The 15,568-nt window shown below is 32.0% G+C and carries 13 protein-coding genes; 7 read left to right on the forward strand and 6 right to left on the reverse strand.

Annotated elements, in window-relative coordinates:
• Positions 1–19 precede the first annotated feature (19 nt).
• Positions 20–877 carry a YicC/YloC family endoribonuclease gene (locus DFQ10_RS01540; RefSeq protein ID WP_181897553.1) on the reverse strand — a complete coding sequence of 286 codons (858 nt, stop codon included), beginning with the start codon at positions 875–877 and terminating at the stop codon, positions 20–22.
• A gap of 134 nt (positions 878–1,011) precedes the next feature.
• On the opposite strand from DFQ10_RS01540, the gene DFQ10_RS01545 reads away from it, so the two are divergent.
• Positions 1,012–1,491, forward strand: a complete 480-nt coding sequence (locus DFQ10_RS01545) for an acyl-CoA thioesterase (RefSeq protein ID WP_115815669.1) — start codon at positions 1,012–1,014, stop codon at positions 1,489–1,491.
• A gap of 4 nt (positions 1,492–1,495) precedes the next feature.
• On the opposite strand, the gene DFQ10_RS01550 is transcribed toward DFQ10_RS01545, so the two are convergent.
• Genes DFQ10_RS01550 through DFQ10_RS01560 form a run of 3 tightly spaced genes read right to left on the reverse strand, consistent with a single transcriptional unit; the run spans position 1,496 to position 3,870 of the window.
• Positions 1,496–2,629, reverse strand: a complete 1,134-nt coding sequence (locus DFQ10_RS01550; RefSeq protein ID WP_115815670.1) for a peptidogalycan biosysnthesis protein — start codon at positions 2,627–2,629, stop codon at positions 1,496–1,498.
• Position 2,630: 1 nt separating this feature from the next.
• Entirely contained in the window at positions 2,631–3,524 is an 894-nt protein-coding gene (locus DFQ10_RS01555) for a DMT family transporter (RefSeq protein ID WP_115815671.1), read from the reverse strand.
• Positions 3,517–3,870 carry an arsenate reductase family protein gene (locus tag DFQ10_RS01560; protein ID WP_115815672.1) on the reverse strand — a complete coding sequence of 118 codons (354 nt, stop codon included), beginning with the start codon at positions 3,868–3,870 and terminating at the stop codon, positions 3,517–3,519. Before DFQ10_RS01560 ends, DFQ10_RS01555 begins: the two co-directional genes overlap by 8 nt.
• Before the next feature lie 140 nt (positions 3,871–4,010).
• On the opposite strand from DFQ10_RS01560, the gene DFQ10_RS01565 reads away from it, so the two are divergent.
• Positions 4,011–5,261: a cation:proton antiporter gene (locus DFQ10_RS01565; protein ID WP_115815673.1), complete on the forward strand. Its 1,251-nt coding sequence runs from the start codon at positions 4,011–4,013 to the stop codon at positions 5,259–5,261.
• Here DFQ10_RS01565 and DFQ10_RS01570 read toward each other — a convergent pair.
• Positions 5,258–5,977: a DUF3298 and DUF4163 domain-containing protein gene (locus DFQ10_RS01570; RefSeq protein ID WP_147299161.1), complete on the reverse strand. Its 720-nt coding sequence runs from the start codon at positions 5,975–5,977 to the stop codon at positions 5,258–5,260. The genes DFQ10_RS01565 and DFQ10_RS01570 overlap by 4 nt on opposite strands.
• 113 nt (positions 5,978–6,090) lie before the next feature.
• On the opposite strand from DFQ10_RS01570, the gene DFQ10_RS01575 reads away from it, so the two are divergent.
• A complete protein-coding gene (locus DFQ10_RS01575) occupies positions 6,091–7,230 on the forward strand; it encodes a cystathionine gamma-synthase (RefSeq protein ID WP_115815675.1) in 1,140 nt (379 codons plus the stop codon).
• A 78-nt stretch (positions 7,231–7,308) separates the two neighbouring features.
• On the opposite strand, the gene DFQ10_RS01580 is transcribed toward DFQ10_RS01575, so the two are convergent.
• Positions 7,309–8,124, reverse strand: coding sequence for a THC0290_0291 family protein (locus DFQ10_RS01580; protein WP_115815676.1), 816 nt, complete (start codon positions 8,122–8,124; stop codon positions 7,309–7,311).
• Positions 8,125–8,404: 280 nt separating this feature from the next.
• Here DFQ10_RS01580 and gdhA point away from each other — a divergent pair, with 280 nt between their 5' ends.
• The 4 genes from gdhA to DFQ10_RS01600 all read left to right on the forward strand — a co-directional run bounded on the left by gdhA (position 8,405) and on the right by DFQ10_RS01600 (position 15,424).
• A complete protein-coding gene (gene gdhA / locus DFQ10_RS01585; protein ID WP_115815677.1) occupies positions 8,405–9,748 on the forward strand; it encodes an NADP-specific glutamate dehydrogenase in 1,344 nt (447 codons plus the stop codon).
• A 125-nt stretch (positions 9,749–9,873) separates the two neighbouring features.
• Entirely contained in the window at positions 9,874–12,243 is a 2,370-nt protein-coding gene (gene porZ, locus DFQ10_RS01590; RefSeq protein WP_115815678.1) for a type IX secretion system anionic LPS delivery protein PorZ, read from the forward strand.
• A 2-nt stretch (positions 12,244–12,245) separates the two neighbouring features.
• On the forward strand, positions 12,246–12,965 hold the full coding sequence (recO, locus tag DFQ10_RS01595; protein ID WP_115815679.1) for a DNA repair protein RecO: 720 nt from the start codon (positions 12,246–12,248) through the stop codon (positions 12,963–12,965).
• Between the two features lie 29 nt (positions 12,966–12,994).
• Positions 12,995–15,424 carry a TonB-dependent receptor plug domain-containing protein gene (locus tag DFQ10_RS01600; RefSeq protein ID WP_181897554.1) on the forward strand — a complete coding sequence of 810 codons (2,430 nt, stop codon included), beginning with the start codon at positions 12,995–12,997 and terminating at the stop codon, positions 15,422–15,424.
• Positions 15,425–15,568: the final 144 nt, after the last annotated feature.

The raw sequence follows: 15,568 nt of genomic DNA on the forward strand, positions 1-15,568 counted from the left end.
TGATTTTACTAGGTACTAATTAAAGTACATTCAATAATTGTTCTTTAATTTTTTCGAGTTCATCTTTCATCTGAACGACTAATTTTTGCATTGGTGCATAGTTAGATTTTGAACCAATAGTATTGATTTCTCTTCCGATTTCTTGAGAAATAAATCCGAGTTTTTTTCCGTTAGAATCTTCAGAATTCAGTGACTTTGTGAAATAATCTAAGTGATTTTCTAATCTCACTTTTTCTTCAGTGATATCAAATTTTTCGATGTAATACACCAGTTCTTGTTCAAAACGGTTTTCATCTACTTTTTCTTTAATATCTGAAATACCTTTTTCTAAACGAGCTCTCACACCATCAATACGATCAGGATCCATTGTAATTACTTCTTGTAATAACCTTCTTAATGTAGTGATTCTACCTAAAAAGTCTTGCTTTAAAGTTGCTCCTTCATCTTCACGATATTCGACAATTTTAGATATAGCTTCGTTAATTTCTTTACTGATAAGCATCCATTCATCTTCATCAATGTCATCACGCTCTGTAGTTACAGCATCTGGCAAACGAATTGCCATTTTTAAGAGTTCGGTAGCGTCTCCATCTACCACTTCTTTAAGTTGTTTAATGTATTCTTTAACAACTGTTTTGTTAATTTTAGAACTGGTATCTTCACCCGTAATTTCAACAAAAAGAGAAAAATCTACCTTGCCTCTTACTAAGTGTTTTGCAATTAGTTTTCTAATGTCTAATTCTTTTGCTCTATACATGGAAGGCATACGAGCGTTGAGGTCTAAACTTTTACTATTTAGAGATTTTAATTCTATAGAGATTTTTTTTGTTGGGAGCTGAAGAACAGATTTCCCATAACCTGTCATGGATTGTATCATTAAAACGTTGCGATTAAAGTTGCGCAAAGGTACAAAATTGAATGGTTTAATTTTTTGATTAAAAAGTTTAGAAAGGATTGACGTGTCCTAGTGTAGTTTTATAACTTTGCAATTCTTATTAGAAATAAAAAAATATGTACAAAAAACAGTTCGAAATTCGTTGGAGTGATGTAGATGCTAATGGTCATTTAGCTAATTCTGCTTATACTAATTTTATGAGTCATGCTAGGATGTCTTTCTTTTCTGAGCAAGGATTTTCTATGGCAGAAATTATGAAATATAATGTTGGTCCTGTGGTGTTTTATGAGCATATGTACTATTTTAAAGAATCATTTATTGGAACGCCAATTACAGTAACCATAGAAGTGTCTGGTTTAAGTGAAGATGGTATGTTGTTTATGTTTGAGCATAATTTTTACAATCATAAAGGTGAAAATTTAGCCTATTGTGAAATGCAAGGAGCTTGGATTGATTTAAAAACAAGAAAATTAACAGCGTTGCCTGCTCCTTTATTAGAATTGGCTCATAAATTCCCAAAATCAGATAGCTTTAAAGTATTGACCAAGGAAGATACACGTAAGCATGGAGTAAGACCTAAACCAATGGCTATGTAGAATGTTATTTAAACGGCTTATGCTGTTTAAAAGATTTTATGTGCACATTCTTTATAAACTGTTTTAATACCTGATTAGGTAAGGACTGTTTATGTCTGCCATAGCAAGTTAATACCATTGGCTCGGCTCCAAGAGTGCTTTTTATTTCAGAAGCAGTTCTGCCTAAGTTTATCTGATCAGACTTTGTTTCAATGCCAAGTCTTACATAATCGTTTAAAATTTTTGGGTAAATTGCAAATTCTTTGTTGTTAGAATAGTCAATGCCAATAAAGTGCGCATCGAGATGCGTTCTATTTTGCATCGCCGACAAAAAGCCAACTAATTGGTCTTCTAAAAAATAGCCTTTTACAATAAACTTTTCTTTAAATGCTTTTTTGAGATGCACATAGGTATCTAGATTTAAAATTTGTGCATTAAAGTCAGCATTATCAATGGTGTTATGATATAATTCTTGAAGCTGATTTTTGTGTTTTTGTATGTCTTCTTCAGAAAAAAATTGAGCTTTTAAGATTTCACTTTTAGCATCAGCTCGATTCGCTTTTACTCTGTATTTAGATTTTAGAGCGTTTTTGTAATCGTCGAAAGAATGCCATTCGGGTTTTAACGTAATAATCATGTTAGGCTCTACTTGCATTGCTGCATAATCGTAAGCTTCTAAATGATTGGTGATAGAAAGTGATGTGTTTTCAAAATCTTTAATAAAAATAGCTTTGATTTTTTTAACTGATTTTGAGAGTTGTTTTACGCCTTCAGCAATGGCCTTAAACGTTTCAACTTTATCTTCATTATCTTTTAAGAACGTCCCATATTCTCCACTCAAAAAGACATTACCACAAAAAAGTACTCTAATATGGTTATTGCAAAACATATTATTTACTACACGTCTAACTTTATTAGACATGGTGATGTTTTTGGTAATGGTTTCAATACCAATAGTTACAATTTGTGTATTGGCAAACGCAACGGCTTGTTCATCTTTTAAAATAAAAATATAATTAAATTCAATATCTGTATTTGCGATTTCAAACGCTTTTAAAAATTCTGGAGAATAATAAATATTTGTGCAACAGTTTAGGTTATTCCAATAGGCTATTGGAATACTATCGACGCTTTTAAATATTTCAGATTTTAATGACAAATTAAGTAACTTTTTTAGGCTTTTTAATCACTAGGTAAACACCTAGAAATATGATTATCATAGCTGTGATTTTAATAGTATCTATAAAATCGGCTCCCATGGCTAAGGCAAAAAGAGCGGCAATAGCTGGTTGAAGATAAATAAAAATGCCGACGGTAGATGCTTTAAGTTTATTAAGTGCTAAAGGGTTTAATAAATAAGTACCAAACGTAGCTCCAATAACAACAAATAGTACAGAAAAAGTAGTATATGGAGTAAAAGTATGCCATTGAACCTCTTGTAATTCGCTATATCCAAATGGTGTAAGGATTATTAATCCAAATAAAAACAACCATTTTATAAATGTAAAAGGATGATATTTAGCGGTTAATTTTTTAATTAAAATAATGTAAATACTATAGGATACTGCATTTAGAAAAACAAGTAAATTGCCTAAGGGGATATTGTCACCAACTCTTGAAGATTTACCATAAAGCGTTAACACCAGAGCACCTGCTAAACCTAAAATGACTCCTATTATTTTTAATTTTGTAACTTTTTCTTTTAAAATATAGGCAGATAATACAAGGATTATAATAGGTATAATCGTCATAATAGAAGACGCATGTATCGGAGATGTATATTCTAATCCTTTAAAAAAGAATAACATATTAATTACCACGCCAAAGAGCGAAGCAACCATGAGTTTTAGGTAGTCCTTTCTTTCTATTTTCTCTTTTGGTACAAATAGACTTAGAATCCAGAATAATATCGTTGCACCAATAACTCTCAGTAATACAAACCCAAATGGTTTAATGAAATTTTCATTCATCACTGTTTTGGCAATGGTATAATTGAGTCCATACAAAAGCTGAACCATAAAGAGCGCAAAAATCGCAAAACCTCTGCTATTCATGTATTGCAAGTTTTGCAGCCTCAACCGTTTTTTTAGAGTTGCCTATAAAAATCTGATTGTTAAATAAAACTACAGGGCGTTTTAAAAAGGTATAGTGTTCTAAAATGTAGTTTTTATAGTCTTCTTCAGATAGTGCTTTATCCTTTAAACCTAATTTTTTATATAGCCTTGCTCTTTTGCTGAATAAATTTTCGTAGCTATCTGTAAGTGCTCTCATCTCTTCAATTTGAGACTTAGTAATAGGTTCTGTTTTTATATCTTGAAGTTGAAATCCTTTAGGTAAATTCAGTTCATTAATAATTCGAGTGCAAGTATTACAATTGCTTAAGTAGTATATTTTGTTCATATCAGAATTCTATATAATTTTGAAATCTAACTTATACAAACTTTAGGAATTTAGCTTCAATGAAAAAGTTTGTATGAGTTCAATGCAAAGTAACCGTATTTAAAGGGAAATTTAATTACTTTTAAGAAAAATATCATTCTATGGATTATTACTCAATTGCAACCATTTTAGTTGTGCTATCTGCACTATTTGGTTATATAAATGTGAAGTTCTTAAAACTGCCAATTACCATCGGATTAATGGTCATTACTATCGTATTTACTGTAGTTTTGGTTGGAATTGCGCAATTTGATGATACGCTATTGATACAAGAACGAGAATTTATAGCAATGATAGATTTTGAAACGGTTCTGCTTGATATTATGCTAAGTTTTCTGCTTTTTGCAGGTGCTCTACATACCAATTTTAATCAGCTTAAAGTGCAACGAGGACCTATTTTAGCTTTTGCTACCTTGGGTGTTTTGGTGTCTACATTTTTAGTTGGTATTGCCATGTTTTACGTGTTAAAATTAATGGGCTTAGATGTAGATTTTATCTATTGCTTATTATTTGGTGCTTTAATTTCACCTACAGATCCAATTGCAGTGTTGGGTATTTTAAAAAAGGCAGGTGCACCAAAAAAGTTAGAAACTAAAATTGTAGGAGAATCATTATTTAATGATGGAGTAGGAGTTGTAGTGTTCTTAACCATTTTTGCAATTGCTGCTAAACCAGATGCAGCTATTGAGTTTACTGATATTGCAACTTTATTTGGTCAAGAAGTTATTGGTGGAATTATATTAGGTCTTTTTCTGGGTTGGGTAACTTACCGTTTAATGAGATCTATTGACAATTACGAAATCGAAGTTATTCTAACGCTTGCAACGGTAATGGGTGGTACTATGTTGGCACATAAATTTCATTTATCTGCGCCATTGGCTATGGTAACAGCTGGACTAATCGTTGGGAATGATACCGTAAGAAATTCTGCAATGTCTGAAACTACAGAGCTTTATGTAGATAAGTTTTGGGAACTTATAGATGTTTTATTAAACACTATTTTGTTTGTAATGATAGGTATGGAAATGCTAATTTTAACCTTAGAGGGTAAATTTATTTATGCAGGTTTATTGGCAATTCCTATTATATTACTGTGTCGTTATATGTCGTTGTGGCTACCTATTAAATTCTTTTCAAAACGTTTAGATTTTGTGCCTAAAACAAACTTAATTATGACTTGGGGAGGATTGCGAGGAGGAATTTCAATTGCATTAGCTTTAAGTCTTACTAAAGATATGCACAGGGAATTATTTTTAGTAATTACTTATGTTGTAGTTGTTGTCTCTATAGTTGGTCAAGGTTTAACCGTTGAGCCGTTTATAAAACGATTAACAAGAAGCACAAAGAATTAATGAACTTTGAGGTAAGACTCACATTCTGAAAATGGAATTACAAATTCTGTGTAGCCTTGGTCGTAAGAAGCAACCTCATAAACATTGTAAAGTAATACCAAACCATCTTCGCTAAACCCTATGTTTTCAGGTAAATGAAAAGGTTCTCCAAAAAAGAAATCTTCTATTTTTAAGTTATCCTCTTTGGTTTCTAGTGATTTTATAAAATGGTTTTCTGCCAGAGTTTTAAAACTTTCTATGTCTTTAATAATTGCGTCTTGATTTAAAACCTTACCCGTTTTGGCATCTAAATTTAGAAATTGTATTTGGTCACTGCCATGTGCTCCACCTTTAAATTCATAAGTACTAATGGCAATGGTAATAACCTCTTCAGATTGATACGTTAATTCTGTTTCAATTTGAAGTTCCCATACTGGTTCTGATTCCTCTGAGAATTCATTTTTGAAGTTAAGGTATTCTGTATTAAAAGCTTTTAAAACGTCTTTTAATTCATTAGTGTTTTCAGCTGAGCTTAATGCTTCAATAATTGTATTTTCAACATTTGAATTAATAGTTTTACTAAGCGTGCTAGTTCCTTTAGCTTTACTGTAAGTTGCTGAAATTTGAGCTTCATAAGCAACATCAACATCAACAGTTTCGAATATTGCAGGTTTGAATTCCGAATTGCAAGAAGCTAATACAATTAAAAAGGCGAAAAAAGAGATTATTCGTTTCAAAATAGTTGAGGTTAAATTATCAGACAATAAAGGTATTATATTGATTTGAATAGAACGAATTATCCATTAAATTTGTTGTGTTTCCAATGCAATAATTCATTTAATTATTTATCATGAAATTCAATACAAAAACGATACATGGAGGTCAAAAACCAGATGCTGCTTATGGCTCGGTTATGCCACCAATTTATCAAACCTCCACTTTTGCACAATCTACTCCTGGTGGTCATAAAGGCTATGAATATTCGCGCTCAGGAAATCCAACACGTCATGCTTTAGAAAATGCTTTTGCAAGTATTGAAAATGGTAATTATGGATTAGCATTTGGTTCTGGTTTAGCAGCCATAGATGCAGTTTTAAAGTTATTGAAATCGGGTGATGAGGTGATTTCTACAAACGATTTATATGGTGGTACGTATCGATTATTTACTAAAATATATGAGGATTTTGGTATAAAGTTCCATTTCATTGGTATGGAAAATGCAGAACGTATAGAGGATTATGTCAATAAAAACACAAAACTAATTTGGGTAGAAACACCAACAAACCCAATGATGAATATAATTGATATTGTAGCAACAGCAAAAATTGCAAAGAAGCATAACGTATGGCTTGCAGTTGATAATACTTTTGCAACTCCGTATTTACAGCAACCTTTAGATTTAGGTGCAGATATTGTAATGCATTCGGCAACTAAATATCTTGGTGGTCATAGTGATTTAGTTATGGGAGCTTTAATTGTTAAAGATAAAGAATTGGCAGATCGATTATATTTTATTCAAAATGCTAGTGGTGCTGTTTGTGGACCTCAAGATGCATTTTTGGCTTTAAGGGGAATTAAAACGTTGCATTTACGTATGCAACGACATTGTGAAAATGGAAAAGCAGTTGCATTATATTTAGAAAGTCACTCTAAAATTGAAAATGTGTATTGGCCTGGACTTAAAAATCATCCTAATCATCTTATTGCAAAATCCCAGATGAATGATTTTGGTGGTATTGTATCTTTTACAACCAAAGGCAATAATTATGATGAGTCAATTAGAATTGTAGAAAACTTAAAAATCTTCACACTTGCTGAATCTCTTGGAGGTGTAGAGTCGTTAGCTGGTCATCCGGCAAGTATGACGCATGCAAGTATTCCTAAAGAAGAACGCGAAAAAACTGGAGTTGTAGATTCCTTAATTAGACTAAGTGTTGGGATTGAAGATGAAGCAGATTTAATTGCAGATTTAAAACAAGCCATAGGCTAATGCACTAATCTCTCTCAAATACACAAAAAGACCAAATCGTAAGATTTGGTCTTTTTGTGTATTGTATAGTTTGTAAGTCTAATCTAAGTAGTAAATGTAACCAAAGTTTAACCATACCATCCAATCATTTGCTTTATTTGAAGCAAGTTGGTGATCTAAACCATCTGTTTTATCACTAAAAAAGTATTGCCATCTTAGGTCTATCATTAAATCTGAAAGAATCGTTAACTTGTATCTTGTACCTATACTTCCAACTACAGACCAAGCTGAGCCACTATCATCACTTATTGATCCAGGTTCCCATGCTGAGTAAAAATTACTAGGGTCCTCAATATCACCAATGTTATTTATATTAGAAAAATCTGAACTGACATAATTAGTATAAACACTTGGGTTATAAGAAACGTAATGAGCGCCTAAACTTGCAAATGGAGCAAAGGAATAAACACCTGCAGAAAATTCTCTGATACTTCTAGGAAAAAACTCTAATTGCATTCCAATATCCCAGTTTTGAGCTTCACCAGTATGACCTCTTAATCTGTTCGCATTTTCAGATGTTTTGTCAGGTTCTACCCACTCACCAAAATGTTGAAGCTTAGTTTTATTCCAAGCAATTTCACTTCTTAATTTGAAGTGATCATTAAAGTATTTATCTGTAGTATAACAATTACAGTCTGCACGATATGCAAAATTGATGTAATGTATAAGACCGATACCAATACCTGTATTTCCAGAATTGGTTTCTAAATCAGAGCGAACTCCAAAATCAGATTGATATGCTATAGGACCAGCAATTATGCCTACTTCGTGAGAAAAGCCTAATTGTGAATAGCTAAATTGCACAGATAAAAGTAGTGCAAATGGAATGATTAGTTTTTTTATATCTAGTATCATGTAACTTTAAAATTGAGACTCTTGCCGAGCAAATATATAAAAACTCGACGAACTACAAAATAAAACAGACAAAATGCACACTTTATTATTCTTTAAAGAAAAGGATTAATGTTGATTTTGAAAAATAAAAAAGAAAAAAATAAAAATTAATCACTTATTTTTGTGGATAATTTATATTTACATCCAATATATTATAATTTTCTAAATTAAAGTAAATTAAAATGATTTTTGTGTAAAAAAACTTATATAAAAAGATTTTAACAAAACAAAAAATAAATTTATGAAAGGTAAAATAGATGCTTTTTTAAATCTAGTAAAGGAAAGAAATGGACAAGAGCCTGAGTTTATGCAAGCCGTTGAAGAGGTAGCAGAAACTGTAATTCCATTTATTGAGAACAACGTTAAGTATAAAGACAAAATGTTGTTAGAGCGTATGGTAGAGCCAGAACGCACGATAATATTTAGAGTGCCTTGGATTGATGACAAAGGTAATACCCAAGTAAATAGAGGGTTTAGAATTGAATTTAATTCTGCTATAGGACCTTATAAAGGAGGGCTGCGTTTCCATCCATCTGTAAACTTAAGTATTTTAAAATTTTTAGGTTTTGAGCAGGTATTTAAAAATTCTTTAACGACGCTTCCGATGGGAGGAGGTAAAGGAGGTTCTGATTTTAATCCTAAAGGAAAATCAGATAATGAAGTGATGCGTTTTTGTCAGAGCTTTATGAATGAACTTTTTAGACATATTGGACCAAACACGGATGTTCCTGCTGGTGATATTGGTGTAGGTGGAAGAGAAGTGGGCTATTTATTTGGTCAGTACAAAAGATTACGTAATGAGTTTACTGGAGTATTAACAGGTAAAGGCATGTCTTTTGGTGGTTCGTTAATAAGACCAGAAGCAACAGGTTATGGTAATGTGTATTTTGCTAAAAACATGTTAGCAACTAAAAATGATAGTTTTAAAGGAAAAAATGTGGTGATTTCTGGTTCAGGAAATGTAGCACAGTATGCTGCTGAAAAAACTATAGAATTAGGTGGTAAAGTATTAACAATGTCTGATTCGTCTGGTTACATACTAGATAATGACGGTATTGATGCTGAAAAATTAGCTTTTATTATGGAGCTAAAAAATGTGAAGAGAGGACGAATTTCTGAATATGCAGATAAGTTTTCATCAGGTACGTTTTATGAAGGTGAAACTCCATGGAGTGTCAAGTGTGATATTGCACTTCCTTGTGCTACACAAAATGAATTAAATGAATCGGATGCTAAAAAATTATTAGGTAATGGTTGTATCTGTGTAAGTGAAGGAGCAAATATGCCATCAACACCAGAAGCAATCCATGAGTTTCAGAAAGCAAAAATATTATTTGCACCTGGAAAAGCATCTAATGCTGGTGGAGTTGCAACATCTGGTTTAGAGATGAGTCAAAATTCATTGCGTTATAATTGGACACGAGAAGAAGTTGATGCGAAGTTAAATCAAATTATGAATGATATTCACGCAGCATGTGTTGAGTATGGATCTGACAAAGATGGTTATGTAGATTATGTACAAGGGGCAAATATTGCTGGTTTTGTAAAAGTTGCAGATGCTATGTTGGCTCAAGGTGTCGTTTAAATAAATCTTTTTTACTAAAATATAAGCTTCTGTGTTTTTCACAGAAGCTTTTTTATTGACTTAATATATGATAACTACTATATTATCGTTACTATTAAATATCTTTGACCAAACTTAATTTTCTAATGCGCAACACGGTTTTAAAAATTTTTATTCTACTATTTGGGCTTACAACTTCTGGATATAGTCAAGATTTCTCTGCACTTTGGCAAGCTCATTATTCATATAATAATATTGTAGATGTTGTAAGTGGTGGAGATAAGATTTATGCAGCGGCACAAAATGCCGTGTTTGAATATGATATATTAACAGGTCAACTAAAAACTATTACAACTGTAGAGGGTTTATCTGGAGAACAGATTACTACGATTTATTATAGTGAGATATACCAATATTTATTGATTGGCTACGAAACAGGATTAATTGAGGTGTTTTCAGAAACTGACGATGAAGTTTTAACTGTAGTTGATATTTTAGATAAACAAAATATTACTCCGGTTAATAAACGGATCAATCATTTTTTTGAACATGAAGGGCTTGTTTATATATCTACAGATTATGGTGTTTCTGTTTATGATCTAGAACGCTTAGAGTTTGGTGATACTTACTTTTTAGGTGATGGTGGTGCTCAAATAACAGTAAAGCAGGTGTCCATTTTAAATAACGAAATTTATGTGGCTTGTTTAAATAGCAATGGTGTAAAAAAGGCAGATTTAAATAATCCTAATCTTATTGACTTTCAGCAATGGGAAACAGTTATTCTTGGAGATTATTATACTATCAATGCCATTAATAATAAATTATATACAGTACGAAGTAATAAGGTTCTTTATGAAATAAATGGAGCATCTATAAATACATTGTTTACATTGCCATTATTACCTTTAGATGCAGATACTTCTAGTTCTAACCTTGTTTATTCAACTTCAAACACTATTTATGTTTATAATGAAAACTTAAATCTTGTGAGTAGTTTTCAACCTACAACAGATTTTTCTACCGTATTTACATCAGCAATTACATTAGACGATACAATATATATTGGTACAGAGACCTTAGGTGTGCTAAGTCATTCTATTTCTAACAGTAGTGGTTATTCTGAAATTCTACCAGAGGGACCTTTGTTTAATGAAACATTTAGACTTAATGCCGAAACTGACATTGTATGGACAAGCTTTGGTGACTATACAGAGTCGTTAAATCCTTCTCCAGCGCGTCAAAGGGGATTGAGTTATTATAGAAATGAGACTTGGCAAAGTATCCCGTATGAGAATTTGTTAAATGCAAAAAATCTTAATAGTATTTCCGTAAACCCATTTAACCTCAGGCAAATTTTTGTGAGCTCATTTCAAGATGGACTTCTAGAAATTAATAATCGGGAACCTATTATATTGTTTAATGAAAACAATAGTGGTCTAGAATCTATTATAGGTAGCACAAGTCTAAGAGTATCAGCTTCTACTTTTGATAGAAATGGCCTTTTATGGTCTTTAACTGCACGAGCTCCCAATCCTTTAAAATCTTATGATCCAAATACTGGAAATTGGCAAGGTTATGATTTTTCAGACATTATACAAGATATAACAAATGGCGAATTTGGTTTTTTTGACATTGCAATCGATGATAATGAAACCAAATGGATTGGGTCATATAAAAATGGATTAATGGCTTTTAATGAAAATATAAGTAACAATCCATTAAGGAATATAATTTCAGAAGAACAGAATTTACCATTTCCTAGAGTAACTTCTTTAGCTGTTGATAATAGAAACCAACTTTGGGTAGGTACATTTTCTGGATTAAGAGTGCTTTATAATACTTCTGGTTTTTACGAAGATAATAACCCTACGTTGAGTTCAATTATAATTTTAGAAGATGGTATTGCTAAAGAATTATTAGAAAGCCAGACCATTACAGATATAGAAGTAGATGGTTCTAATAATAAATGGATTGGTACTGTAGATTCTGGAGTGTTTTATTTTTCGCCAGATGGGCAAACAACGATATATCATTTTACTAGTGATAATTCACCTTTACCTTCAAATAGAATTAACGATATTTCAATTGATTCTGAAAATGGATTGGTATACATAGCTACAATTAAAGGGTTATTATCTTTTAAAGCTGGTGGTTCTAAACCCGGAGAAACTTTGGAAGATGCTTTTGCGTACCCTAATCCAGTAAGACCAGAGTACAATATTCTTGGTTCTAATGATCTTAATGACATTAATAAAGGAGTAAAAGTAAGTGGGCTTACCGAGCGTGTTAATATTAAAATCACAGATATAGAAGGGAATTTGGTAGCAGAAGCACAGTCTAATGTGAATTTAAGATCTTCAAATACTAATTATAATTTTGCTATAGATGGTGGTACAGCCATTTGGAATGGTAAAAACTTTTCTAATTCTATAGTGAGATCTGGTGTGTATTTAATTATGATTTCAGATTTAGATTCTTTTGAAACTAAAGTGCTAAAAGTTCTTATAATAAGATAAATATGCGCGCTAAAAACAATAGCATTGTTCTTTCAAAATTAAAATATAGAGATTACGACCTAATTGTTAAGTGTTATACAGAAGAGCGAGGAATTGTTAGTTATATGCTAAGAGGTGTTTTAAAGTCTAAAAAAGGATTGTCTAAAACGGTGTATTACCAAGCTTTATCTCAGATTCAAATTGAAGAAAATTACAAACCCAATCAATCTCTACATTTTATAAGTGAAGTAAAATTTAACTACATCTATAAAAGTCTTCACACTAATATTTATAAAAGTGCTATTGTACTGTTCTTGTCCGAAATTCTTTCAAATGTTTTAAAAGAGGAGGAAAAAAATAAAGATTTATTCCATTTTATAGAGGCAGCGCTTCAGTATTTAGATAATGAAGATCAATTTTCAAATTTTCATCTATTATTTTTATTGAAGTTAACTCGTTATCTAGGCTTTCAACCTGAAAATTTAAATAACGACTATCCGTATTTTAATTTAGAATCTGGAGTCTTTGAATCTTTAAACTACGGAATATACTCTATTTCTGGCGAAAATTTAACGCTGTTAAAACGCTTGTTAGGCACAAATTTTGATGCTTTAAATACTATAAAAATTAATGCAAAACAAAGGCAAGAGTTTTTAAATATGTTGTTGTATTATTTTGAGTTACATTTGGGAAGTTTTAAAAAACCTAAATCATTACAGGTGCTTAATGAGGTGTTTCATTAAGCCATATTTACCAAAATATTTTATTGAAAATGAGTTTGCAATTAAAGCGAAACATCGCATATAGTATTTTTTTAGTTCTTTTTTTACAATCGGTTTTTGGGCAGACTGTTACTGTTTTAGAAGAAGGAAGTCTTACACCAATTCCTGGAGTTGCACTCTATAACTTTAAGAAAAACAAAACGCAAGTAACTGATTTAAATGGTAAAGCGGCTTTGGGGATTTTCGACTTAAATGAAATCATCTTTTTTCAAAATTTTTTATACGAAAAACAAAAACTCACAAAAGCTGAAATTGCTAAAAATAACAATATCATTTATCTCGTTCCAAAGGTCGAAGGTTTAAAACAAATTGTCATTTCGGCTTCCAAATTTGAGCAGAATAAACGCGATATACCACAAACCATTGTAAGCATAGATGCCAAAGATATTGCATTGGTAAATCCTCAAACCAGCGCAGATTTATTAGAAAATACGGGTAATATTTATATTCAGAAAAGTCAATTGGGAGGAGGAAGTCCAATGATAAGAGGGTTTTCTACCAATAGACTTTTAATTACAGTAGATGGCGTACGCATGAATAATGCTATTTTTAGAGGTGGCAATCTTCAAAATGTCATCTCTATAGATCCTTTTGCAATTAAAAATACCGAAGTCACCTTAGGAGCAGGTTCTGTGGTATATGGCAGTGATGCTATTGGTGGAGTGATGAGTTTTTACACCAAAAAACCACAATTATCTTATAAAGACGATTTGTATTTAAGTGCAAATGCCTTGGTAAGGTATGCTAGCGCTAGCGAAGAAAAAACAGGTCATTTTGATGTGAACTTAGGTTATAAAAAATGGGCATTTTTAACCAGTGCTAGTTATACTAATTTCGATGATCTTAGAATGGGAAGTCATGGACCAAGCGATTACCTGAGATCAGAATATGTGGTGAGAGAAAACGGAGAAGATGTGATGGTTTCTAATTCTAATCCTTTAGTACAAACACCTACAGGCTACGACCAAATTAACTTAATGCAGAAAGTAAGGTATGAGCCATCCGATAATCTTAATTTCGATTTTGGAGTGTATTATTCTACAACTTCAGATTATTCTCGGTATGATAGATTAATAAGATATAGAGGCGATAATTTACGGTCTGCGGAATGGAATTACGGACCACAACAGTGGTTTATGGGAAATTTTCAATTGACTAAATTGAGCAGTAATTCTAACTTGTATGATAAAATTCAGACCACTTTAGCGTATCAAAACTTTAAAGAAAGTAGGGAAGATAGAGATTACCAGTCTGCCATACGTGAGGTAAGATCAGAATCTGTGGATGCTATCTCTTTTAATTTAGATTTAGAAAAGGACTTAAATAAGAAAACAAGTGTTTTCTATGGTTTGGAGTATCTTCATAATACCGTGGGTTCTAAAGGGCATGAAGAAAATATTGAAACCAATGAAACGGCTCCTAATGTCTCTCGGTATCCTGATGGATCTACATGGCAATCCATCGCTGCTTATGCAAGTTTAAAGCATAAGCCTAATGCTAAATTTGTGTTTCAAACCGGACTTCGATTTAATCAAGTGATTGCTAAGGCAGATTTTACAGCCAATAATGAGTTTTTAAACTTGCCTTTTAATGATGTAGAAATAAATACAGGTGCATTAACTGGTACAGCTGGTATTACGTGGTCACCAAGCGATATGATTCAATGGAAATTGAATGCTTCAACAGCGTTTAGAGCTCCAAACATAGATGATATAGGAAAGGTATTTGATAGTGAGCCTGGTTCTGTTGTAGTGCCAAATAAAGATTTAAAAGCCGAGTATGCCTATAGTGGAGAGCTAGGATTAAAACTGAATTTTGACAACAAAGTGGTTTTAGATTTAGCTACCTATTATACCTTTTTAGATAACGCTCTAATTAGACGAAATTATGAGATAAATGGAGAAACCGAAATTATGTATGATGGTGAATTAAGTAATGTTCAGGCGATACAAAATGCATCTAAAGCTTGGATTTATGGTTTTGAAGTTGGTTTAGAAGTCAATTTTTCCAAACAATTAAAATTAAAATCTCAATATAATGTCATTGGAGGTACAGAAGATAATGATGGAGTAGAGGAGCCTGTAAGACACGTTGCACCAAATTTTGGGCGTACACATGTCATCTGGAAAAAGAATAAACTTCAATTAGATGCCTTTGTTGTTTATAATAATGAACTTTCTAATAATCAATTGGCGGCTTCAGAGAGTTCTAAAGACTATATTTATGCTTTAGATGCTGATGGCAATCCATATGCTCCTGCATGGTATACATTAAATTTTAGAACACAATATCAGTACAATGATAATTTAACTCTTACAGCGAGCTTAGAAAATATTACCGACCAACGTTACCGACCATATTCTTCAGGGATTTCTGCTGCTGGTAGAAATCTTATATTGGCTTTAAAATATACCCTATAATAAAATTGTGTTTAAAGCATAGACCGAACATGATTGAGGTTGTTCGTTTAAAACAATCCTATTTTATTAGCTATTAGCCTTCAGGTTTGCCTAAATTATATTTAGTGCTGACCCGAGTATGACCCGAATGTAACCCGAGGTTAC

The sequence above is a fragment of the Winogradskyella eximia genome (assembly GCF_003386165.1).
Lineage (GTDB): Bacteria > Bacteroidota > Bacteroidia > Flavobacteriales > Flavobacteriaceae > Winogradskyella > Winogradskyella eximia.